18 protein-coding genes and 7 pseudogenes are annotated in these 21760 nt (G+C 60.4%); 5 read left to right on the top strand and 20 right to left on the bottom strand.

Translation table 11 applies throughout. The features are described 5' to 3' along the window. The 3 genes and pseudogenes from LJ656_RS35025 to LJ656_RS32990 all read right to left on the bottom strand — a co-directional run. A pseudogene (locus tag LJ656_RS35025) lies at positions 1 to 135 on the bottom strand (IS3 family transposase); the annotation flags it as partial. A gap of 525 nt (positions 136 to 660) precedes the next feature. Further along, a pseudogene (locus tag LJ656_RS32995) lies at positions 661 to 810 on the bottom strand (PC4/YdbC family ssDNA-binding protein); the annotation flags it as partial. A 12-nt stretch (positions 811 to 822) separates the two neighbouring features. Further along, positions 823 to 999, bottom strand: coding sequence for a hypothetical protein (locus LJ656_RS32990; RefSeq protein ID WP_230513635.1), 177 nt, complete (start codon positions 997 to 999; stop codon positions 823 to 825). Here LJ656_RS32990 and LJ656_RS32985 point away from each other — a divergent pair. Further along, positions 998 to 1501 carry a sensor histidine kinase gene (locus LJ656_RS32985; protein ID WP_230513634.1) on the top strand — a complete coding sequence of 168 codons (504 nt, stop codon included), beginning with the start codon at positions 998 to 1000 and terminating at the stop codon, positions 1499 to 1501. The two genes, LJ656_RS32990 and LJ656_RS32985, sit on opposite strands and share 2 nt — an antisense overlap. A gap of 24 nt (positions 1502 to 1525) precedes the next feature. Next, the gene (locus LJ656_RS35195; RefSeq protein WP_425606060.1) at positions 1526 to 1987 is read left to right on the top strand and encodes a response regulator; all 462 of its coding nucleotides are present in this window, start codon (positions 1526 to 1528) and stop codon (positions 1985 to 1987) included. A gap of 7 nt (positions 1988 to 1994) precedes the next feature. On the opposite strand, the gene LJ656_RS32980 is transcribed toward LJ656_RS35195, so the two are convergent. From LJ656_RS32980 to hcaE, 14 genes and pseudogenes are all read right to left on the bottom strand, one after another. Beyond that, positions 1995 to 2108 carry a response regulator transcription factor gene (locus LJ656_RS32980; protein WP_230513638.1) on the bottom strand — a complete coding sequence of 38 codons (114 nt, stop codon included), beginning with the start codon at positions 2106 to 2108 and terminating at the stop codon, positions 1995 to 1997. Then, positions 2059 to 2475 (bottom strand): response regulator, encoded by a 417-nt coding sequence (locus LJ656_RS32975; RefSeq protein WP_230513633.1) that lies wholly within the window; start codon positions 2473 to 2475, stop codon positions 2059 to 2061. The genes LJ656_RS32980 and LJ656_RS32975 overlap by 50 nt, the downstream gene beginning before the upstream one ends. A 1101-nt stretch (positions 2476 to 3576) precedes the next feature. Then, positions 3577 to 3753, bottom strand: a pseudogene (locus LJ656_RS32965) (pantoate--beta-alanine ligase); the annotation flags it as partial. A 95-nt stretch (positions 3754 to 3848) separates the two neighbouring features. Then, the gene (locus LJ656_RS32960; RefSeq protein ID WP_230513632.1) at positions 3849 to 5198 is read right to left on the bottom strand and encodes an MFS transporter; all 1350 of its coding nucleotides are present in this window, start codon (positions 5196 to 5198) and stop codon (positions 3849 to 3851) included. Between the two features lie 148 nt (positions 5199 to 5346). Continuing rightward, entirely contained in the window at positions 5347 to 5775 is a 429-nt protein-coding gene (locus tag LJ656_RS32955; RefSeq protein ID WP_230513631.1) for a phasin family protein, read from the bottom strand. Positions 5776 to 5807: 32 nt separating this feature from the next. After that, positions 5808 to 6248 (bottom strand): MaoC family dehydratase, encoded by a 441-nt coding sequence (locus LJ656_RS32950; protein ID WP_230513630.1) that lies wholly within the window; start codon positions 6246 to 6248, stop codon positions 5808 to 5810. A gap of 98 nt (positions 6249 to 6346) precedes the next feature. After that, complete coding sequence (locus tag LJ656_RS32945) at positions 6347 to 9889, bottom strand: indolepyruvate ferredoxin oxidoreductase family protein (protein WP_230513629.1); 3543 nt, start codon at positions 9887 to 9889, stop codon at positions 6347 to 6349. A 32-nt stretch (positions 9890 to 9921) separates the two neighbouring features. Further along, positions 9922 to 10794, bottom strand: a complete 873-nt coding sequence (locus LJ656_RS32940; RefSeq protein ID WP_230513628.1) for an alpha/beta fold hydrolase — start codon at positions 10792 to 10794, stop codon at positions 9922 to 9924. 70 nt (positions 10795 to 10864) lie between these two features. Continuing rightward, positions 10865 to 11803, bottom strand: a complete 939-nt coding sequence (locus LJ656_RS32935; RefSeq protein ID WP_230513627.1) for a 3-carboxyethylcatechol 2,3-dioxygenase — start codon at positions 11801 to 11803, stop codon at positions 10865 to 10867. 20 nt (positions 11804 to 11823) lie between these two features. Beyond that, on the bottom strand, positions 11824 to 13044 hold the full coding sequence (gene hcaD / locus LJ656_RS32930) for a 3-phenylpropionate/cinnamic acid dioxygenase ferredoxin--NAD(+) reductase subunit (RefSeq protein ID WP_230513626.1): 1221 nt from the start codon (positions 13042 to 13044) through the stop codon (positions 11824 to 11826). 84 nt (positions 13045 to 13128) lie between these two features. Further along, entirely contained in the window at positions 13129 to 13941 is an 813-nt protein-coding gene (hcaB, locus tag LJ656_RS32925; RefSeq protein ID WP_230513625.1) for a 3-phenylpropionate-dihydrodiol/cinnamic acid-dihydrodiol dehydrogenase, read from the bottom strand. Next, on the bottom strand, positions 13938 to 14255 hold the full coding sequence (gene hcaC, locus LJ656_RS32920) for a 3-phenylpropionate/cinnamic acid dioxygenase ferredoxin subunit (RefSeq protein ID WP_230513624.1): 318 nt from the start codon (positions 14253 to 14255) through the stop codon (positions 13938 to 13940). Before hcaC ends, hcaB begins: the two co-directional genes overlap by 4 nt. A gap of 2 nt (positions 14256 to 14257) precedes the next feature. Continuing rightward, positions 14258 to 14800: a 3-phenylpropionate/cinnamic acid dioxygenase subunit beta gene (gene hcaF / locus LJ656_RS32915; protein WP_230513623.1), complete on the bottom strand. Its 543-nt coding sequence runs from the start codon at positions 14798 to 14800 to the stop codon at positions 14258 to 14260. Continuing rightward, a complete protein-coding gene (gene hcaE, locus LJ656_RS32910) occupies positions 14797 to 16152 on the bottom strand; it encodes a 3-phenylpropionate/cinnamic acid dioxygenase subunit alpha (RefSeq protein WP_230513622.1) in 1356 nt (451 codons plus the stop codon). Before hcaE ends, hcaF begins: the two co-directional genes overlap by 4 nt. Positions 16153 to 16227: 75 nt before the next feature. Here hcaE and LJ656_RS32905 point away from each other — a divergent pair, with 75 nt between their 5' ends. Further along, complete coding sequence (locus LJ656_RS32905; protein ID WP_230513621.1) at positions 16228 to 17181, top strand: LysR substrate-binding domain-containing protein; 954 nt, start codon at positions 16228 to 16230, stop codon at positions 17179 to 17181. A gap of 196 nt (positions 17182 to 17377) precedes the next feature. Beyond that, positions 17378 to 18596: pseudogene (gene gabT / locus LJ656_RS32900) on the top strand (4-aminobutyrate--2-oxoglutarate transaminase); the annotation flags it as partial. A 107-nt stretch (positions 18597 to 18703) separates the two neighbouring features. On the opposite strand, the pseudogene LJ656_RS32895 reads toward gabT, so the two are convergent. Both LJ656_RS32895 and LJ656_RS32890 read right to left on the bottom strand, forming a co-directional pair. Continuing rightward, positions 18704 to 19502, bottom strand: a pseudogene (locus LJ656_RS32895) (ABC transporter permease). 70 nt (positions 19503 to 19572) lie between these two features. After that, positions 19573 to 19740: pseudogene (locus tag LJ656_RS32890) on the bottom strand (ABC transporter permease); the annotation flags it as partial. Here LJ656_RS32890 and LJ656_RS35190 point away from each other — a divergent pair. Further along, a pseudogene (locus tag LJ656_RS35190) lies at positions 19731 to 20108 on the top strand (GntR family transcriptional regulator); the annotation flags it as partial. The pseudogenes LJ656_RS32890 and LJ656_RS35190 overlap by 10 nt on opposite strands. Before the next feature lie 115 nt (positions 20109 to 20223). On the opposite strand, the gene LJ656_RS32880 reads toward LJ656_RS35190, so the two are convergent. Further along, positions 20224 to 21681, bottom strand: coding sequence for a FecR family protein (locus LJ656_RS32880; RefSeq protein WP_230513619.1), 1458 nt, complete (start codon positions 21679 to 21681; stop codon positions 20224 to 20226). Positions 21682 to 21760: the final 79 nt, after the last annotated feature.

Genomic DNA, 21760 nt, shown 5'->3' with positions numbered 1-21760 from the left:
TGAAACCGTTGCTCCCGGCTCCAGGGTTTCCTGCACGATGGCCACTTTCTCCTGGACCGAACGTCGACGGCGGCGCTCCGGCTCTGTCAGAACTTCAATGCTTTCCACGATTTGCCTAGGCTTAAAACTAGTCACAAGACTCCCTCTTACTTTAAGGGGTGCCACGTGTCCTGAGAATCAAGGGGCTACTGCAACGGCAATGAAGACACCCTTATAGGAATGTGGAGTTTGTTTAGCCAAGGCTCCTCGGTGTGTCAGGTGAACCTCAATTCTGTCAGATATTGCTAATCCATGGTTAACCAATGTCATCAAGGCCGGTGCACCTGCGCGCCCGGTCGATATCGGTCTTAGAATCCGTTCGGTCTTTTCGGTGCGCCAGATGGCTGGCGCGATGAATCTCGAAGCTATCCCGAAGGGGTGGCTCTCTTTTTTTGAAATTCAAATGAACCTCATACTTTTCATGGATCCTCGGCGAGTCCAAAACCCGTACGCCTTGGCGACATTTCTTGAAGATGCAGCGCACACGCAGTTCGTTCGCGAATCCATACGGATCATCTCTGCAGCTCGTGAGCACGTCCGGGATTCTCGATACCCGATAACTGAGTGCGAATCGACGGGCACCATTGCTGGCGGGTAAGTATAAGTTAACGGTTCTGTGCACTATCGCATCTCCTTCGGATCCACAGCCTGAGCGGCGAGGCGCAATGCCTGCATGACCTGACCGACGGGCTCCGGACGCAGTGACACGCCGGCGCGGCCCGGATTGAACTCTCCTGTTTCCGTCGAATGCCAGACGCGCAGATCGACGAGCGTGCGGCCTCGTTACTCGGAGATCGATACGCGCACGCCCTCAATCATTGCGATGATGTCGCCGGGCTCCGGATCGCGCACGAGCAAGGGCAAGCTAAAACAGTCGAGGTGATATTCGTGCGTCGTGCGAGTACTGACCGCCCGCGAGGGCAACACCTTTTCCCGATGGTGGACGACGAGCTGGCGCATGGTGAGCTCCGCCACAGCGGCCGTCTTTCGCACCGCCGGATCAGAGCGGGATTTCCTGGATATCTCAAGACTCGATGCAGGCGCGGTGGCCGCACATCGCCGGCCTTTTGCGATAGGCGCGTTGCTCGAACGCGTCTGCAAAGACTATGCAGGCGACGCTCTCGCCAAAGGCGTCTCGCTTAGCTACGTGCGGTGCCGCGCGATCGTCGATTCAGATCCGGCGCTCATCGAGCGTATCGCTCGCAATCTGGTGGCAAATGCACTGCGCTACACAGATTCGGGACGAATTGTCGTAGCGTGCAGGCCTAAAGGCTCCTCTATTGCAATGCAGGTTTGGGACACAGGGCGAGGAATCCCACGCGACAAGCAGGATAGCGTATTTCGGGAGTACTACCAGCTCGGCAATCCCGAGCGGGACCGTGAAAAAGGGCTTGGACTCGGTCTTGCAATTGTCCGGCGTCTGACGGATCTACTCGAATGCAAATTAATTTTGCGCTCGTAGCCCAGTCAAGGGTCGTGTTTCGAAGTGTCAATAGATCGTGCCGCCACCAGTTCTGCAATCGCCCCCGAAGATGACCCGGACGAGATTTTCAGTACGGCCGCGACGGGACTCGTTGTGGTAATTGACGACGAACAGTCAATTCGATCGGGGATGTCCAGTTTGCTGACCGGATGGGGCCACGGGGTAATTGGTGCCGGATCGGCGAGGGAGGCTATTGAGATCCTCTCAGCACGCCCCAACCTGGTAATCTGCGACTTTCGGCTGCGTGACGGAGAAACCGGCCTACAGGCAATCGACCAGCTACGTGCTCAGTACGATGAATTCTTTCCCGCTATGCTGATTACTGGCGATACGGTGGCCAATTGCTCGCCGGAGGCAAGGGCTCGCGGGCTTGTCCTACTTTACAAGGCCGTACCCAGCGGCAAGCTGAGGGCCGCAATCTCTAATCTCATCGCAAATGGTACGGGAAAATCGTCATCCCGATGAGGTGGCGCTAGATGAGGCCCGCCTCGCGGGCCACCGTTGTTGCCTGCGTGCGATTGCGCACGTCCAGAGCCTTAAATATTGCAGTGATGTGAGTTTTGACGGTCTTCTCCGAAAGTCCCAGTTCTGCCGCGATGGTCTTGTTGGGCCGGCGCCTCGCTTACAAGGCGCAAAACCTCTATCTGTCGCTCGGTGAGCGACAGGCTAGCCCCAGCTTGTGAAGCGAAAGTAGACCTCCTCTCCGAACGCTGCTCCACGAGCAGTTTGGGTACGTATAGGTCGTCATTAAGTACAATCTTAATTGCAGAAAGCAACGCATATCGGCTTGACGACTTCGGCACATAACCCAGCGCGCCGTTAGCAAACGCCTCACGCGCGTTGCGCGGATCTTCCGACGAAGATAGCATGATGATGGGCAACTCCGGGCGAACTCTGGCAAATTCTTTGAGCGCCGGTAGACCACCGATACCCGGCAGCATCAGATCAAGCACGATGACATCCAGATCGGCGTGGACCGCCCCTTCGATTCGGACGGGAAATTCCTAACCAGCTACGGCAGATAAACCGGGATCCATACTGCGGCGTTGATGCGCAGCGCTTCGCAAGCAACAAAATTACGCGGACACCGATCGTCTAGTTAACGATCGTCTAGTTAACGATCGTCAATTTCGTGTAGCCGTTCACTTTAATTCACCGAGGCTCGGCTAGAATCTGTCTGTCCCCCTTGGGTCGGGGAGGACAACTATAGTGAAGCAGAGTCAGAGAGCCACTCGAAAGAGTGGCTCTCTTTTATCCGTCCAAACTTAATGAAATCCCTCAATATTTTTCCCCAGAACACGCGCTATGACAGAAGACAGCTCGTCGCAGTGTTGTTCGTCGCGGCAACCGCAGACATTGGATTTGTTCGCGAGTCGGTCCGCATTGTTGCCGAAGCCCGAGCGCGAATCCGAAGTTGCCCGCACGCAGTCCGAGATCCCCATGAGCGTACGGCCTTTACTCGCGAGTGAGCCGGCCAGTCTCGATGGGTATAAACCGCACAAAACATCCGGATGAATTGAACTTCTCTATCGCCGGATTCAATATGCAAGAGTGTTGAGTTCAAGGTTTTCAAAATTTAAAGAATGGCCTGAACAGATCTATCGATCGTTAAACATGTCATTACCGAACGGAACGTATTCTAAAGTCTTGTCAGACTGACTGATTTGATATGAATACGAAAATTCCTGGCGATTTGGCGATAGCCGTAGCGCTTTTTACCGTCTCTGCGTCAATCTCCGCTCTAATCGTTGCATTCGTGCAACACACATGACACGGCCACGACAGGCGCAATGTCTCCGCCAAAGCATCTCTGGACGATAGTAGTCAGCGAACCGCACGTTTACGCGAAGTTGGCATCACGGGCACATCGCCCTCGATCACCACTTTCCCCGCTACCGTACACACCGTAGTCAGCACAGCCCGGCGCTTTTCCGCGAGGATATCTTTTCCCGTCACGCCCGAACAGACCGGGTCACCGGGTGGCACGGGCACCCTGAAGGTTTTTGCCGCGATAAGGGCGACGGCCCGAGCAAAGTGCGAAGAAGGTCGCTTATCCCGAACTGCAACCAGTTCACGAAGACGCTCGCGACGACCGGATCCCCATGCTGTTGCGCGACGCGCATCAGCGAGAGATGGCCTTCGTGAATATTCCCCATCGTCGGCACGAAAGCGATGCGATCGTGGCCGCGCAGTTGACCACGCAATTCGTGGATCGAATGAACAAGTCTCATCGGTGTAAAGATGGGGGTGCCGGAAAAATGGATCGTGTTGCGGCGGCTCGACTCGAGATCGGCCATCTCGCGCGAGCCGCGAGTCGCGGCTCGCGTCAGGCATCGAGATCCACGCCACGCATTTCCTTCGCGAACGAGATGGCCACCAGCGAGACAGCGGCGCAGGCGATCACGAAAATGGCAACCGGTGCGTAATGGTCGTTGAAGGCAACCAGCAACGCGGTCGCGATCAGGGGCGCCGGACCGCCCACGAGCGCCGCACCGATCTGGTAACCCAGCGAGATTCCCGTGTAGCGCACATTGGCGCTGAAGCTCTCGGCGAACAGCGTGCCGAGCACCGACCCGTAAGTGGACCAGATGATGCTGAAGCCAACGATGCAGGCGACGTTCAGAAGCAGCACGGACTTGTGCGACAGCAGCCAGAAGTACGGACCTGCATAGATTGCCATCAGGATCACCCCGCCGATATAAACCTTCTTGCGGCCGATACGGTCCGACAGGCTGCCGAAAAACAGCATCGCCGGAATCGCGAGGACCGCGGCGAGCAGCACGGCATTCAGGATGTCTCCCCTGCTGTAACCGAGCCGCGCGGCGTACGAGATAGTGAAAGTGGCGAAGATAAAGAACGTCGAGGTCTCGATGAATTTCGCGCCGATGGTGATCAGCACGGCACGCCAGTGATGTTTAAGCGTCTCGACGATCGGGGCTTTGACGGCCCGCGCTTCGCTTTTTACTTTCCTGAACGAGGGCGTCTCATCGACCCGATTGCGAATCCACAGACCGATCAACACGAGGACGAACGATAGGACAAACGGAATGCGCCAGCCGAAACCTCGGAACTGCGCATCGGTGAATACCGAACTCGTCACGGAAGCCGCGAGCGAGCCCAGCCCGAGACCGAACAGCGCGCCCGTCTGCGGCACCGCGCCGTAGAGGCCGCGCCGGCTCTTCGGCGCGTATTCGACGGCCAGCAGAAGCCCTCCGCCCCACTCGCCACCCAACGCGAGCCCCTGAATCAGTCGGAGCACCGTCAATAGAATCGGCGCCCAATTGCCGATCGCCGCATATTGCGGAAGAAAGCCGATCAGCATGGTCGAGCCGCCCATCAGGGACAGCGTCACGACAAGAGTCTTTTTCCGGCCAATGCGATCGCCAATATGGCTGAACACAATGCCGCCGACAGGACGGACCACGAACGCCAAGGCGAACGACGCAAACGAAAGCATCAGACTGACGTTCGGATCGGTACTCGGAAAGAACAGTGGGCCAAACACGATCCCCGCCATCGTTCCATATAGGAAATAGTCGTACCACTCGACCGCGCTGCCGATTGCGCTACCGACAAGAGCCCGACGCCTCGTCGCCAGGTCTGGTTCGGCCGAGGCATGTCGCGTCCTGCCGAAAGCGATCGATTCAGTTACCTGCGGATAGTCGCGTCGAGTCATGTGGTCTCTTGATGAATTCAATTGCCGGCAACGATAGCGCGAGCCCCGTCCGGCAGGTGTACGCACCGAACGTCGCGCGTCTGCCTGGCGGCCAATGCGGGCGGCGCACGCGTTGGCTGATAGCTGGTCAACGCTCGGGGTATGACCGCTACTTGACGCGCAACAGGGACTTCATTTCCTGCAGACTTTCCGTAGCCCGGTGCGCAATACCCGTCATTGCCTCGACCTGCGACTTGCGGGCTGACTCCGAGAGTTCCACCATGTCGGCAAGCGCCTTCTTGTACACGCTGTGCGCCTGCTCGACCCGGGCTCCGAGGTCGGGCGCGATCCCTGAGTCGGTTGCCGCGACTGTGAAGGAATCCTGAATTCCCTGCATGATCTGCGTGAGAATCTCGGTCTGTTTGCGCGCGACCGTTTGCATCGACTCATAGGCCGTCCGGTTGGCCGCGACCAACGCATCGACATCCTTGCGGCGGGCATCGATGATCGGCCCCATGTCCAGCCCCGGAACGTTGAACTGATCGAGCAGTTTGGTCAGTCCAGCGAACGGATTCAAATCACTTTCCTTTTCGCTCATGGTGCTCTCCTCATAGATTTCTGTAGAGACGTTCAGCGAATTGCGTTTTCACGAGAGGTGGGCATGACGAGCGCGTCTCCTTCGATAACCACCTTGCCCGCCACCGTGCAAACGGTGGTCAGCGACACGCGGCGTTTCTCCGCGAAGATCTCTTTCACCGTGACCGTGGCGTGGACCGTATCCCCAGGCCGCACCGGTGCCTTGAAGCGCAGGTTCTGCCCCAGATAGACGGTCCCCGGGCCTGGCAGGCGTCCGGCAATCGCCGCGGAAATCACGCTCGCGCTCAGCATGCCGTGCGCGATGCGCCCCTTGAACTGGGTGGTCTGCGCAAATTCCTCGTTGATGTGCACCGCGTTGTTGTCACCCGAGGCCGCCGCGAACAGCACAATGTCCGCTTCGGTGATCGTCTTGGCGAACGAGGCGCTCATGCCCATCCTCAGGTCTTCGATGTCATAGCCGTCAAGTTGATTCATGCATGGTCTCTGGTTGAGTATTGCTGCCTGTCGGAAGCCCGGCTGTTCACCGGTGCCTCGTGGCAGTTTTCACACGCGTGCCTCCGCCTTCTCATGCTTCATGCCGCCACTTCCACCGGCCGCGCGCTGCGGAATGCCTGCAGACGCTGCTCCTGCAGTTTTCTCGCGGCGGCGAAACTCTTCTCCTTCACGTGGCCATAGCCGCGAATTTCATCGGGCACGCTGGCTAACGCCACCGCAGCCGCATGATTGTCGACGCTCAGTCCGGCTGCGATCTCGTCGAGTAATTTCGTGTAGTCCTCGATCCATTGCCGTTCCTGATGACGTTCGTCGGTCTTGCCAAAAACGTCGAGCTTGGTGCCGCGCAGGACCTTCATCTTTGCCAGCACCTTGAACACCGACAGTACCCATGGTCCGTACTCGCTCTTGCGCAGCTCGCCGCTCACCGGATCGCGCTTCGCGATCAGCGGTGGCGCCAGATTGAACTTCACCGTGTAGCCCCCCTTGAACTGCGTGCGCAGCGTTTCGAGAAACGCCGGGTCCGTATGCAGCCGCGCTACCTCGTATTCATCCTTGTAGGCCATGAGCTTGTACAGATAGCGCGCAGCCGCTTCCGCAAGTTCGCTCTTGCCGCCTGCGACGCGCTTTTCCGCTGCGAGCACCCTCTTCACCACCTCGGCGTAGCGTCTCGCGTAGCCGGTGTTCTGGTAAGCCATCAGTTCCGGCACACGCACTTCGAGCAGACGGCGCACCTCGCCCTGTGCACCCACCGCGTCGACGATGGCCCGCGCCGCCGGCGCAAGCTGCGGGGCTGACGTGAGTACGCCCACCGGCGCTCGGCCCTTGGCGATTTCCGTCTGCACGAAGGCGCGGTCGACCACCGCCATGCGGCCCCATCTGAACGCGGCCAGCCCCATCTCGACACCGACACCGGCCTGCCGGATCGCCGTCTCGATCGAATCGCTCTTCAGCGGAAGCGTGCCCGCCTGGTAAGCAACTCCCACCATGAACAGATTGGTGGCCATGCTGTCGCCGAACAGCCCTTCAGCCAGCACCTGGCCGTCGAGGAACACGTTGTCGGCCTTGCGCGTCACCCGCTCGATGCCGCCCGTCAGTCCGTTGAGCGCCGGGAACTGCACATGCCGGTTCGAGACCATCTGGCCCGTCGGAGTCTGCGTGGTCGAAACCACCGCGATCGTCCGCTCGGGATGACACTTGTCGAGATTCTTCGGGTCGGTGGCATTCAGGATGTCGAAGCCCAGGTACAGATCCGCGCGACCGTCGGAGATCTTGTTCGAGCCGTCGAACGGCGCGTTCGTGACCTTGATGTCGGAGATCACCGCGCCGCCTTTCTGCGCGAGGCCCGTCTGATCGAGGCCGATCACATGCTTGCCTTCGAGGCGCGCGGCGTTGGCGATCGTCGCCGCCACCGTCACCGAGCCGGTGCCGCCAATACCCATGATGTGCACGCCGAAGCCGAAGCTCGCATCGACCTTGAACACCGGATCGGGCAACGTCCGCTCGAGCGCCGGAATGCGGCTCTTCTTTTTCTTCTTCGGTGCATCGCCCTGAACCGCTTCGGCAATAGGCGTGACGGTCAGGAACGACGGACAGAATCCCCTGATGCAGGAAAAGTCCTTATTGCAGGACGATTGATGAATGCGCGTTTTGCGGCCGAACTCGGTCGCCACCGGTTCCACGCTCATGCAGTTCGACTTCTCGCCGCAATCGCCGCAGCCCTCGCACACGCGCTCGTTGATCACCGTGACTTCAGCCGGTTCCTCGGCCTTGCCGCGGCTGCGCGCACGACGCAACTCGGCCGCGCATTCCTGGTCGTGGATCAGCACCGTGGTGCCTTCGATCGCCGCCAGCGCACGTTGCGCCTCATCGAGGCGGTCACGATGCCACACCTCGGTGCCGCCCGTCAGCGTCACCTGTTCGTACGCTTCGGGCGTGTCGGTCGTGACGATCACCTTCTTGACGCCGTTGGCGAGCAAGTCCGAAACCATGTCGGCCACCGGATGCGCACCCATGATCGCCTGACCGCCGGTCATCGACGTATGCGCATTGCGCAGCAGCTTGAAGGTGATGTGCGCGTTCGTCGACGCGGCATAGCGGATCGCCAGGCTCCCCGAGTGGGCGTAGGTGCCATCGCCCATGTTCTGGAATATGTGCTTCGCCTCGGTGAACGGCGCCATGCCGATCCACTGCGCCCCTTCCGCGCCCATGTGGGTGCCCATCACCACGTTGCGATCCATCCACATCGCCATCGTGTGGCAACCGATCCCCGCCGAAACAATGCTACCCTCCACCGCCTGGGTCGAGCTGTTGTGCGGACATCCCGAGCAGTACCATGCCGTGCGCACCGCCGTGGGCAACCTGTTGCGCGCATGGATTTCGTCCAGCCGCGCGAGCCACGCCTCCGCCGATTCGACGCGACCCTTGCGTGACAGGCGCTTGAGCAGCGCACGGCCGATCACGTCCGACTCAAACTCGCCGTAATGCGGCAGCAGTTCCTTCTCCTCTTCGTCGAACTTGCCGACGATGCGCGGCGCGTTGGCCATACCGTACAGTACGTTTTTGGCGAACATCTCCAGGAACGGCCGCTTCTCCTCAATGACGAAAATTTCCTCCAGCCCTTGCGCAAACTCTCGTACGACCGTCGGCTCCATCGGAAACAGCATCCCCATCTTCAGGATCCGGATGCCATGACGGCGCAGCGCCGCATCGTCCAGTCCCAGTTCGAGAAAAGCCTGACGCAAGTCGTGATACGTTTTCCCGGCTGTGACGATGCCGAGCCACGCATCCGGGTTTTCAAACACAACGTTGTTGAGGCGGTTCTCGCGTGCGTAGCGCTTCGCCACTTCCAGCCGGCGGGTGTAAAGCGACTGCTCCATTTCCAGCGCCTCGGCGCGCACATTCATGCCCAAGTTCATGTTCGGCGCAAACGGCTTGCCGTCGAACATGAGGTCCGGCGTCACGAAGTTGAGCCGCTCCGGAGACACATTCGCGGTGCCGGAACCGTCGGCCACGTTGGTGACGATCTTCAGTCCGACCCACAGGCCCGAGAGGCGCGACATGTTGTAGCCGTGCAGCCCGAGGTCGAGAATCTCCTGCACGTCGCCGGGGTAGAGCGAAGGCATGCCGAGGTGAAACAGCATCGGTTCGGACTGACTGCATAACGACGAACTTTTGCAATTCGGGTCGTCGCCGACCACCGCCAGCACCCCGCCGTTCTTGCCGATGCCGGTATAGTTTGCGTGCTTGAGTGCGTCGCCGCTCCGATCGACGCCCGGTGCCTTGCCGTACCACATGCCGGTCACACCGTCGAATTTCTCCTTGCCGACCGTGTGCAGCATTTGCGTGCCCCACACAGCAGTTGCGGCGAGGTCTTCGTTGATGCCGTCGACAAAATGTATGTGATGCTCCAGCAACAGCTTCTGCTGCCTGATCAGTGAGGCGTCGAGCATGCCCACCGGCGAACCGCGATAGCCCGAGACGAACATGCCTGTCTTCAAACCCCGGCGCCGGTCGGCGCGTACCTGATCGAGCGTCAAGCGCACCAGTGCATCGATACCGCCGAGGTTGACCGTGCCCTCCTCCGGGACAAACGCATTGGCTACGTCTTGTTTTGATGCCATGAACTGCTCCTCCCTCGTGGCGCTAATCTGACTCAGTGGCTCAGGAAGTCGAGAACCATGCGATTGAACTTCTCCGCATGCTCCCATTGGGCCCAGTGACCGCAGCGGTTGAAGATATGCAGTGAGGCGTTTTGCAGGCCCCATACCAGACGCAACCCCATGTCGAGCGGTACGAACCGGTCGTCGCGGCCCCAGATGACTAGAGCCGGGGCGGATATTTCAGCCAGTCGATGTCCGACATCGGGGAACTGCCGCGGATTGGCGGCGAGACTCGCGAGAAAATTCTCGAGATGGTCGCGGCGAGCCAAGGTGTTATCCAGACGGGCCTGAATCAGTTCGTCGGTCAAGCGACTCGCGTCGTACATGAAGACGTCGAGCATCTTCTTCAGGTTCTCGAAGGTGGGCTCCCGATACACGCCCTGCAGCAGTTTGATACCCTCGAGCGGCATCGGCTGGAACAGGCTAGGCCCACCGGTGCCCCCACCCATCAGCACCAGTTTATTGACCCGCTGCGAATTGGCGAGAGCGAACGCGACCGCGCTGTGCGCGCCCATCGAATTACCCACGATATCCACGGGCTCGTCGATACCAATCGCATCGAGCAAGCACTTTAGTGCGCGCGCATTCAGTTCGGAGCGTGACCCGGCGCAGATGATCGTGTCGCTCTTGCCCCAGCCCGGGCAGTCCATCAGGACCACGCGGTAACCGGCGTCGGCGAAAAAATCGACGTTGCGGCTGAAGTTTGCCCAACCACTCGCGCCCGCACCCGAGCCATGCAACATCACCAGGGGCTCGGCACCCTCGACAGTATCGTTATAGTGAATCCGCAAATTCTGGCCATCGACATCGATGCTGACGAATTTGCTGGTGGAGGCTTCGCCCAATGCCGGGCTACTGGCGGTCATGTTCACGTTCCCTTTTTGTATGCGGGTGAGACGGTCGGTACGACCGGCGTGGAATAGAGACCAATGTGTATCAAACCGGCTCCGCGCTGAGCACGCCGTAACCGGCGATCCATTCATTGATCGCCCTGTAATACACGTTGCGGGCGGTGTACTTGCCGCACACTGCGAATGCCGAGAAGGCCGCAACCCAAGTACGGATTTCGTGCGCCGATCGGCCTGCCTGGTTCGAAATGTCCTCGATGTCGAAGTCGTCGACTTCAGCGAGGCGTCCCTGAATCAGCATGTCGATGAATGCCTGGTCCCACACCGGGTTCAGCGGGGTCTGCGGACTTGCCGGGGTGCCGTAGACTTTACCGGCCGCGATCGTGCGCGCCTGGCGGGCAGCACGGGCGTCCGGTGTCGGGTTACGCCCACCGATCAGAAACTCGGCGACGTCCTCCGACGCGCTGGACAGCATGGGCACCGGCGGCTCGTGCGACAGTCCGCCGGTGCCGACGATCAACACCCGCCGATCGAGCTTTGCCACAAAGCGGCCGACCGCCTCACCGAGCCGGCGGATCCGACGATAAGGCGCAAACGGCGGCGCCACGGAATTGATGACGATGGGAATCACCGGATAGCGGGTCAGACTACCGCTCATCTCCTCGAGCACCTGCGTGCAGCCGTGATCGACCTGCAAGCGATGCGAAAGCGCAATGTCCACGTCGCTGTCGAGAATGAAGCGTGCCATTTGCAACGCCAACTCCTGAGGAATCGACAACGGACCGGGCAACGTCAGATAGTCGGCGACCGATTCGGCGGCGGTAGCGATCACGAACGGCGGCATCAGATCGTAAAACAGGCCATTGAAGTGATCGGTTGCGAATAACACGATCAACTCTGGATCGAAGGCCTCGACTTCGGCCCGCGCGTTGGCAATTACCGCATCGACTTCAGCGACGATCTTGGCGCCTGGGTCGTTCAATCCACGCAGCGGCGTGTGCGACAGGCATTTCAGTGTGACGCTCACGGGCCTCCTCAGTCTGTCTTTTACCCGCCGTTCAGCAACGATCGAAGGCTTTGCTGAGAATCCCGCCAGGACTCCGGCGCAAGACGGACCTGCTTATCGATCAGCATTCTGGCGCTGCGCATGTCGCGCGGCCGGTTCACCATGACCGCGGCGACCAGTCTGTCATCGCACACCCCGAGCAACATGAACCCGGGCTCGCCCATCGTGCCGCGGACGATCCATTGCGCACCCGTCATATCGCCGGCAAACTGGATATTCAATCCGCACTGATCAGTCCAGAACCAGGGAGCGCCGACCTTGTCCGCGTCGATGTCCATCATCGACTTAGCGGCGGCGACAGCCTGCCTGTTTGCGTTCTCCCACGTTTCGAGGCGACGATAGTGGCCCGTGTGCGGATCCCACTGTTTGGCCGCGTCACCCGCGGCATAGATGGCCGGATGCGAGGTCCGTGCGCGTTCGTCGACCAGGATACCGTTATCCACTTCCAGACCGGCCGCGCTCGCGAGGCTCGTGTCAGGCTCGACCCCAATGCCATAGACGATGGCATCGCCCGTGACCCGTGTGCCGTCTGCCAGAGTCAACGCGATTTCGCCGTTGTCACGGCAAGCGTGCGTCACTGCGGTACCGATATGAAGCACGGCGCCGCGCTCTGAATGCACCTTGCACAGGTATTCGTTAAGAATGGCAGGCGAACAACGCCCCATCACCATTGGAGCCTGCTCCACGATCGTGACGTGTGCGCCGAGATCGATCGCACTCGACGCGAGTTCGAGTCCGACAACGCCGCCCCCGACCAGCACGATGCGTCGCCCGCGCTTTATGACCGACTGAAGCACGCGCGCGTCGTCGAGCGTGCGCAACGTGTAGATGTCCTCGCCCAGCTGATCCAGTAGCGGCAGACGGCGAACCGTCGCACCGGTCGCGAGCAGCAGCCTGTCGAATGGCAAAGTCTCGCCATTGTTCAGCGAGACATGCCTGGCAGCGGGGTCGATCGCCGTTACCCGCGTGCCGAGTCTGACCTCGATGTTGTGCTCTGCATAAAAATCATCCGGAAACAGCTGACAGCGGGCGGTCTCCGGGTGCAGCAGCAGTTCTTTCGAAAGCGGAGGCCGCTCATACGGCGCATGCGGCTCGTCGCCGATCAGTACAACTCGGCCGTTGAAGCCGTTCCGGCGCAATTCGGCTGCCGCCACGGCGCCAGCCTGGCCAGCACCGACAATCACGAAAACAGCTTTGTTCATGGCTCAGTCTCACTTTCTGCCGCCGCGGTTGCAGGTCGAGCCAACCCGGCGATTCATCTTTTATCGGCGCATGTCATCCGAAACCTACAGGTGCAAACCGCCGGCGGCGTGACGAATGCCACGAATGCCGAGTCCGGCATCCGCATTGATCATGACGCCACTGAGCGTGCGGTTGTTCGCCCGAGACGCGAGCAGCACGAAGGGCCCAGTAAAATCCGCGGCTTGCGGAAAGAACTGCAATGGCAAAATGCTGGCGATGGCTTCCGGCGTGCGCGAATCCATGATGCGCAAACCATCCTGACCGAGCGATGCGGGACCCCGCAGATCGCTCGCCATGCCGCATGGACCGACGCCGTTCACCCGCACCTTCGGTGCGAGCTCGTAGGCCAGTTCCCGGATCAGCCCCGTCGCGGCATGCTTGCTTGCCGTGTACAGCGGACCACCGCCTCCAGGATAGAACGACGAATTCGAAAGCGTGAAAATAATGCTGCCTTGCGACGCGATCAACGCCGGCGCGGCAGCTTTCGCGCCAAGCAGATAGCCTTTGACGTTGATCGAGAACAGCTCGTCGAACCCATCGTCCAGTTGTTCAGGCGTCAGATCCATCAAACGGGCTGCGTGATCCCAAACCGCGGCGTTGCCGACGAAACAATCGAGCTTGCCGAACCTGTCGAGCGCCGCCGCAACGGCGCGCGCATTGTCTTCATTGCGGCACACGTCCCCCTGGACCGCGACGACGGCATCGCCGAAGCGCGCGCGCAACGCATCGACTTTCTCCACTGAACGCTCGAGCACCGCAACGTGCGCGCCCTCTTCCAGAAAGCGTTCGACCAGAGCCAGTCCCAGCCCGGAACCCCCTCCGGTAATCAGTGCAACTTCGCTATCGAGCCATCTCACAGCAGCACCCCGGAAAAGTCGACAAATATCCTATCGCCATCCGTGACCACCGGATAGGTCGCTAGCGGCACGGTCGCCGGTTGGCACAGCGCCGCGCCAGTTTTTAGACAGAATCGCGCCGAATGCAGCGGACATTCGATCGTCCCGTCGTCCTCGACATATCCTTCTGACATCGAAGCATTTCCATGACTACATCGATCGCCGACCGCATACAGACTGCCGCCGGAGTTCACAACGGCAATCGGCGCCTTCTCGAGCTTGATCGTTTCGCCTTCGCCCAGCGAACCCTTTTTACACACGAAAATACGGACCATGATTAGAAAAGAACACTGAGGTTATGGGAAGCCAGTACCACCTGATCAAGTGCGATCTCGCGGCGGCACACCTGCCAGCCGTCGGCATTAGCACACCTGCGCAAACGGTCGTGGCGCATACCCGCATAGAAGGTTTCGTCGCGTTCCTTCTGCGCCCGGTACAGGAGGTAGTTCAGACGAACGTCGAATTCGTCCTCGTGCTCGCCTTGCTTCACTTGAATATTGGTTACCAGATGGCGAGTTCGCGAGGGCGGCTCTTCGGCCCACGCCATGCCCGTTTCAAGGCGGGCAATGCGGCGCTCGAGTTGATGCCAGGTGTCGTTGAAGATCCATGTGCTCGGCGGCTGGACACTACGGCGGCGGTCCCGGGTCTGTGCATTGGTCACGGTCCGCATCGTATAGCTGATGTCTTCCGAGAGCAGTGCCAGCCAGTCGCGAAAGCGCCAGTCGTCAAGCAGGGCCGCCTCGTGGTACAGGAACTGCGAGATCTCGTGATGCAGCGCGAGGGACACGCATTCATGGCGAATACCGGCGTCGACACTCACTTCATGACCTCCTGCTCGAACTGGCGCGTCCGCTGTTGTACTTCTTCCCATGTGTCCGACATCATCAGATCCGCCCAGCGCCGGTACATGCCTCGGGCCGCGGTTTCGGAAAAGATGTAATTGGTGATGCCAGGAATTCCGTCGTCACGGATGCGTTCGTTGTTCAATCCCATTTCCACGCACAAGCGGGTTTTCTTCGCGCGTTGACCACGCAGCACCTTCTGGATCTCCACCCAGTTCTCCGAATCGTCCTGTTCGAGAAACCCTGCCGGACCGAAGGCGCGGGTTGCGCTTCGCTCGAATGCCGCCTTGACGTCGTCGGACGCATCCTTGTCGGCAATGCAGAAAGCCCACACTTCGACCTGGTTCGGCCCACGCGGATGCCAAACGCGCAGCGTCGCGGTGCCGTTCAGCCAGGACATTGTCGGGAACATATTGTTGTGCCCCGCAAGTCGCAACGCGCGAACTTTGCCCAGACGCTGCTCGGCTTCCGAATAGGTATCCCGGAAGTATTGCGAAACGTCGCCGTCGACCCACACGTTCGCGTCAGGCTGATCAGTGAAGAAGAAGCCGCTGCCATGGCCGTTCTGACCGAACTGGATCGCATCTTTCGCGGTTTCCCAAACGGGCCGGGCGGTCTGACCGCCACCAAGTGCCCTGTCGATACTGTCCGGCTTCGCGCCCAGTACCTGTACAGCGGACGCATGTGAAAAGAGTGCGTGATACTGGTCGCTCGTGAACTGTTCCGCTGGGAACTTCCAGTTGCAGTCGATCACCCACTTATGCACCCCGCCGATGATCTCCGTGCCGCCCTCACGGCGATCAAGCACGCCGTCCAAGTACCACGCGATATCGCCCATGTACTCTTCCAGACCCGGCGCCGTGATATCCCAGTTGCCGAATATCAGCCCCTTGTAGATAGCCATGCGGGGGACTTCCTGCAGACCCAGCTTATGTTTGCACAGGCCGTGCGGATAGGCGCGCTCCTCAAGCGGCACTTCGACGAGCGCTCCATCGACGCCGTACGACCAGCCGTGATAAGGACAGGTAAAAGCGCGGGTATTGCCCGAGTCGGCGAAGCTGACTCTCATAGAGCGATGGCGACACTGATTGAGGAATGCCTTGACCGCCCCGTCTTTCTGACGCACAACGACAACCGGGTCTTCACCCATGTACGTGTTGAAGAAGTCGCCAGCTTTGGGAATCTGGCTTACATGTGCGAGGAACAGCCAACAGCGGCCAAAGACGCGTGCCAGCTCCAGTTCATAGATGGCGGGGTCGGTATAAATCGACGGGCTGATAGTGCCATTGCGCGCATCGATCAGGGCGTCAAAATCCACTGTTACAGCCATTTGTCTTATCTCCTCCTGCTGATTTATCGACTCAATAGCAAAGCCGTTGAGAAATAATCGCAGGAGCCGATCGGCATGTACAATACCGAAATAGTCTCATGTGAGACCATATTGGAAGGGTATCTGCGCATGGAACTCCGACATTTGCGCTACTTCGTCACAGTAGCCGACGAGTTGAATTTCACCCGTGCCGCTTTGCTGTTGCATACCGCGCAACCAGCACTAAGTCAGCGAATTCGAGATCTTGAAAACGAGCTCGGTGTGCAGTTGCTCGAACGCACGAACAGAAAAGTCGAGTTGACCGAAGCCGGCAAGGTCTTTCTCGCCGAGGCGCGAGTCACGTTGGCACAAGCGGGCAGAACCGTCTCGAGAACGCTCGATGCCGCCCGGCGCCGAGACCGTGGGGTAACGATAGGTTTTGTGCCTGCGGCAGAAGCCAGGATCTTCCCGACCATTCTGCACCAGCTAGCTACCGACCTCCCACAATTGAACGTCACGCTGCGCAGCCTGCCGACCGCCGAGCAGGAAGAGGCATTGCTTGCTGACGAAATTGACGTGGCGTTCATGCGCAGACCCGTGCATTCCGCGGAATTGGCTAGCGAAGTGGTATTGACCGAGCCTTTGGTCGTCCTATTGCCGACTGCGCACCCGTTGGCGAAACTCGAACGTATTGCGCCTGAAATGCTCGATGGCGAAGCATTCATCAGCAGCGACCCGCAATTTTCCGGTCAACTCTATTCGGTAGTAGAGGAATACTGCACAAAGCACGCGCTTCATCGCCGGGTCATCCAGGTCGCGTCAAATGTTCTGCTTAATTTGAACCTGGTGCGCATGAATCTCGGCTATGCCTTGCTTCCGGCCTATGTGTCGGCGTTGGCGGGAGAGTCGATCTGTTGCCGGCCGCTGGACCGCGAGCCGCCCTATCTCGATCTCCTGATGGTGCGCCGCGCCAACAATCGGTCAGCGGCCCTAAGCAGATTGCTCGAACTGGTGCGTAACGCCGCGATCGACCGCGATACGGTTGCTTGAGGCACATCGAAATTGGCCCCTATGAATTGCAGCGAATGGCTCTGAAGTCCGGAACCGAATCTGCGTATAGTTCCTGCATCGGCCGCTTGACGGCTTGGCCACTTTATCCAGAAGCCAACAGGCAGGAGATTACGTCGTGAAAAGCACTGAGCTGGTCAGCCGCAAGGACGCCGCCACTCCGCGCGGAGTGGGCGTGATGTGCGAGTTCTACGCGGAGCGCGCCGAGAATGCGGAGTTGTGGGATGTCGAAGGCTGCCGCTTCATCGGCTTCGCCGCGGGCATCGCCGTGTACAACACGGGCCACCGCCATCCGAAGGTCATCGCCGCAGTGCGCGCTCAGCTCGACCGCTGCACGCACACCTGCTACTAGGTGGTGCCGTATGAGTCGTATGTCTCGCTAGCGGAAAAGCTCGCTCAACGCGCGCCGGGTAACTTCGCCAAAAAGGCCACGTTCTTCACAACAGGGGTCGAAGCCGTCGAAAGCGTCGTCAAGATCGCGCGCGCCGCGACGGGCCGCCCTGCCGTTATCGCGTTCGGAGGCGGTTTCCACGGCCGCACGCCGATGAGCATGGCGCTGACCGGCAAGGTCGCGCCATACAAGGGTGGCTTCGGGCCCTTTACGTCGGACGTCTACCACGCGCCGTATCTGAACTCACTGCACCGCGTCACGACCGCCGACGCGCTGAAGGCCGTCGAAACGCTGTTCAAGGCCGACGTCGATCCGAAGCGCGTCGTCGCGATCATTTTTGAACCCGTCGAAGGTGAAAGCGGCTTCTGCGCAGCGCCGACGGACATCGTGTACGGCCTGCGGCAGATCTGCGATCGCCTCGGCATCCTCCTGATTGCCGACGAAGTGCAGACCGGCTTTGCACGTACTGGTAAGCGGTTCGCGATGGAACACCACGGCATTGCGCCAAACCTGCTGACGGTCGCCAAGAGCCTCGCGGGCGGCATGCCGCTGCCGGGCGTGGTGGGCCGCGCGGAGATGATGGACGCGGCGGCTCCCGGCGGCGCTGGGCGGGACGTATGCGGGAAACCCACTGGATGTCGCGGCGGCGCACGCGGTGCTCGACGTAATCGACCATGAAAAGCTTTGCGAGCGCGCCATGAGGCTTGGCGACAAGCTCAAGGACAAACTGAATGCGATGAAGACGGAAGTCCCACAGATTGCAGAAGTCAGCGGTCCCGGCGCGATGAACGCCGTCGTTTTCTGCCTTCCGGGCACGACCGAACCGGACGCCGACTTCACGAAGCGCGTGAAGGCGGCAGCACCGCAACGCCGCTTGATCCTGTTCGTGGGCGGCGTGCACTCGAACGTGGTGCGCTTCCTGTTTCCACTGACCGTGTGGGACAACGTGTTCGACGAAGCGCTTGCGATCATCGAAGAGTCGCTGATGGAGCAGTCGGCGTCGCCGCCTGATCGTCACCCTCCGAAGCCTCACGGGCACCGAAGTGGTGCCCCGCGCGGCGATCTCCCGCTAAACCGGAACAGCCTGCGAAGCATCACCAGTGATGTGGGGGATTACGACCTTACCGCTCTCGCTGCATGCCTGCCGCGCAGCCAATCGAGCGCGAGGAGCAGACAGGTCGAGAACACCACGAGAATTGTTGTGAGCGTCGCAATCGGTGGACTGATGTTCTCGCGAAGGCCCGTGAACATCTGACGCGGCAACGTCGTCTGTCCGGGGCTCGCGAGATACAGCGGAACCACGATTTCACCGAACGACTTCGCGAACGCGAACAACGCACCGGAGATCACGCCCGGTGCGATCACCGACAGCGTGCGGCGGAAGAACGTTGTGACCGGATTCGCACGGAGCGAGAGGCTCGCGCGCACGAGGTTGCAATTGAATCCCTGCAGTGTCGTCGACACCGTCATCACGACGACCGGCACGCCGAGCGCCGCGTGCGCAAGGATCAGCCCGCTGTACGTCTTGGCGAGCCCGGGCGGCGCAAAGAACAGACATATCGCGACGCCCACCACGACGACCGACGCAATCATCGGCAAAATCAGGACCGCCATGAGGATCGCGTTGCCGCGAAAGCTGGCTTTCGTGATGCCGATAGCGGCCAGCGTACCGAGCACCGTCGCGACGAGAGTGGCGGCCAGCCCGATGATGAAGCTGTTCTTCGCGGCCACGCACCAGCTTTCGGACATCACGAGGTGCTGATGCCAGCGCAGCGACCAGCCCGGAATCGGATACAGGAGGAACGTGCTCGACGAGAACGACAGCGGCACGATCGCGGGCACCGGCAGCACGAGGGAGAGCAGCTTGAAGAATCGCGAGGCCACACAGCACGAAGTACCAGACGCGCTCGATGCTCGAGGTATGCGGCGTAAAAAGGGGGGTTGGCGAGTTTTATTGCCGTTTGGCGTTGTCCGTGCGGCTTTTAGCCGAGGCTCAGTTGCGTATGTGTGAAGCGCCCATAGGTGAAGTACAGCACCGTCGTCGCCGTGAGCAACCGCGCGCCGAGCGCGCAAGCCATGCCCCACTTGATCGAGACGTTCGTGCAGTACGCCACGTAGTGGCTGACCATCTGGTCGGCGGAGTCACCCAGCATATCGTCAGTTGCTGCACCTGATGCAGCAGCCATTCTCACTAGCCGGCTCGGGCCGGGCACGAAGCTCCCGAGTTCACGCACACTCGCGAGCGACCTCGGTGTAGCGCGTAGTACGGTGCTGCACGTCTACGATCCGTTGGGCGCGGAGCTACGTCATTCCAAGTACGGGCAGCGGCATCTATGTGGCCGATACGCGGCCCAATTCGTCGGCCGTGGACGTGCGCCCGGACGACATGCGCCGCGCGCCGAACAATCGGGCGGTGCAAACGTTTGTGCGGCGCGACGTGTCGGTGCGCGGCCAGCGACTTATCGACGAGGCCGGGGTGTCGGCCAAACAGCTCGGCGCATTCATGCCGCGCGTGCCCGTGTGATCGAAAGGCCCACATTCGCGCGTGCGGCATGAGGCATGCGTTGCCTCATGCGGGCGAGGCGCCGCACGCATTGCCGACCGGCTGGCCACTTCGTTCCGCAATGCAGGCGTCAACGATGGCCCGCCTGCGTAAGGGAACGCAGAGGGCTGCATTTCGAATAAAAGCGGTCGTTTTCGAACCGATCTGCGACGGCCGTCCAACAGTAAATGCCTGTCGGCGGATTGCCGATCCTCAGTTCGCTACCCATCAGATCCGTTCGATCGACGAGCGGATCACGTAGATCGGCTGATGCGGCAAGAATGAACCGGAACCGCGTCGAGACATCGCGGCGGCTCACGAACCAGCGGAATTTATAGGTGCCAGTGGCGGCACAGTTCACGGCGGACACAGCCAGCCCGAACTGACGACGCTCGAAAGCGTACACACTGGGGAGGCCGTCGAGGCCGTTCCCGTCTATAGACGCGATCCGTACGAAATACGTATCATCCGGCAGATCGTCGAAAACAGCGTGCGCGCTACTCACACGCAGGTCGCGGACCATCTCGAGTTGCCTGGCGTCATGCGAAATCAGGAGGTGGTAACCAACCGCATGCTCATCCGGCTCGACGTCGAAAGTGACCGACTGGCCCTCCTGCAAGCGAGCAGGCCTCACGAGCGACGGCGCCGGCAACAGGTTCACCGGGCTGCCGATCGCGTCATCGGCACGGGTGACGTTGCCGAAGTTCGCGGTCACGAGTTGCGCGGCCGCGTCTAGCGGCATACCGGGCACCGGCGGGACGCTCCGGCCGCGAGGCGTCAGCGGATCGATTCCCACCGCGCCCTCGAACACGGCGACCTTGGTGGTCTGCGCCGCGACATCGTAGCCAACGCTGAAGTGCGTGCCGCGCACACCGGCGATCACCGACGGCGAGTGGATCTGGAACAGATCGCTGCGCCGCGTCGCGTGTGTAACACGGCCCTCCACCTCGCCGTGGCGCAGCCCGAAGATCCAACTCGTCGCGCCGGTAAGCGTGATGTGTCGTAATTTTTCGATGCTGAGTTCGCTCTCCTGCGAGACCACCACGTGCGAACCATCCGGCAGATGAAGCGTTGCGAATCCATTCCGGCCTGTCAATACCCGATCGCCCTCAATGAGCATTTCACCGGTATGCAACGGTAGATTGAAGCCCGTGCGGAACTCACGCTCGACAGGACCGCTCGTCGCGAGCACTCGAGTCGCATCCCAGTCCTGCCGTAAACGGCTGGCGGGCAGATGCAGCACGATGCCTGCCGGCATCCGGCGCGGCGCGGGCACGTGATTGAAATGACCCAGCAACACCCAATCGGCCGGACCGGTCAGGTATCGAGCTGCAATGTCGTACAGCGTGTCGCCGTCCTGCGTGGTGTAGATCGCGTACGCCGGTGTCGTCTTTTCACCGGCCTCGCCCTTCGGGTTCTGCGGCTGTGCGGCCACGCCCCCGCTAGCTGCACAGGCTGCAAGCAGGCAGACAATCGCAAGCCATCCGGCGCCACGGCGACCTCTAATGGTTGCGTCGCCGGGTATGACCTTGTATGCGAGAACCGTCATGGCTCCTCCGCTTCACACGGGCGTCGACTATCAGGTTGTAGAAACTCGCTTCTTCAGTGCGGTTTCCCTCACCTTTGTG

This window comes from Paraburkholderia sejongensis, from assembly GCF_020880815.1.
Taxonomy (GTDB): domain Bacteria; phylum Pseudomonadota; class Gammaproteobacteria; order Burkholderiales; family Burkholderiaceae; genus Paraburkholderia; species Paraburkholderia sejongensis.
This window is presented reverse-complemented; position numbering and strand designations above follow the sequence as displayed.

Coding starts and splice junctions, on each gene's coding strand:
- LJ656_RS32985 (WP_230513634.1), top strand. CDS start 998: ATGGTGAGCTCCGCCACAGCGGCCGTCTTTCGCACCGCCGGATCAGAG.
- LJ656_RS32990 (WP_230513635.1), bottom strand. CDS start 999: ATGCGCCAGCTCGTCGTCCACCATCGGGAAAAGGTGTTGCCCTCGCGG.
- LJ656_RS32960 (WP_230513632.1), bottom strand. CDS start 5,198: ATGACTCGACGCGACTATCCGCAGGTAACTGAATCGATCGCTTTCGGC.
- LJ656_RS32955 (WP_230513631.1), bottom strand. CDS start 5,775: ATGAGCGAAAAGGAAAGTGATTTGAATCCGTTCGCTGGACTGACCAAA.
- LJ656_RS32950 (WP_230513630.1), bottom strand. CDS start 6,248: ATGAATCAACTTGACGGCTATGACATCGAAGACCTGAGGATGGGCATG.
- LJ656_RS32945 (WP_230513629.1), bottom strand. CDS start 9,889: ATGGCATCAAAACAAGACGTAGCCAATGCGTTTGTCCCGGAGGAGGGC.
- LJ656_RS32940 (WP_230513628.1), bottom strand. CDS start 10,794: ATGACCGCCAGTAGCCCGGCATTGGGCGAAGCCTCCACCAGCAAATTC.
- hcaD (WP_230513626.1), bottom strand. CDS start 13,044: ATGAACAAAGCTGTTTTCGTGATTGTCGGTGCTGGCCAGGCTGGCGCC.
- hcaC (WP_230513624.1), bottom strand. CDS start 14,255: ATGGTCCGTATTTTCGTGTGTAAAAAGGGTTCGCTGGGCGAAGGCGAA.
- hcaE (WP_230513622.1), bottom strand. CDS start 16,152: ATGGCTGTAACAGTGGATTTTGACGCCCTGATCGATGCGCGCAATGGC.
- LJ656_RS32905 (WP_230513621.1), top strand. CDS start 16,228: ATGTACAATACCGAAATAGTCTCATGTGAGACCATATTGGAAGGGTAT.
- LJ656_RS32880 (WP_230513619.1), bottom strand. CDS start 21,681: ATGACGGTTCTCGCATACAAGGTCATACCCGGCGACGCAACCATTAGA.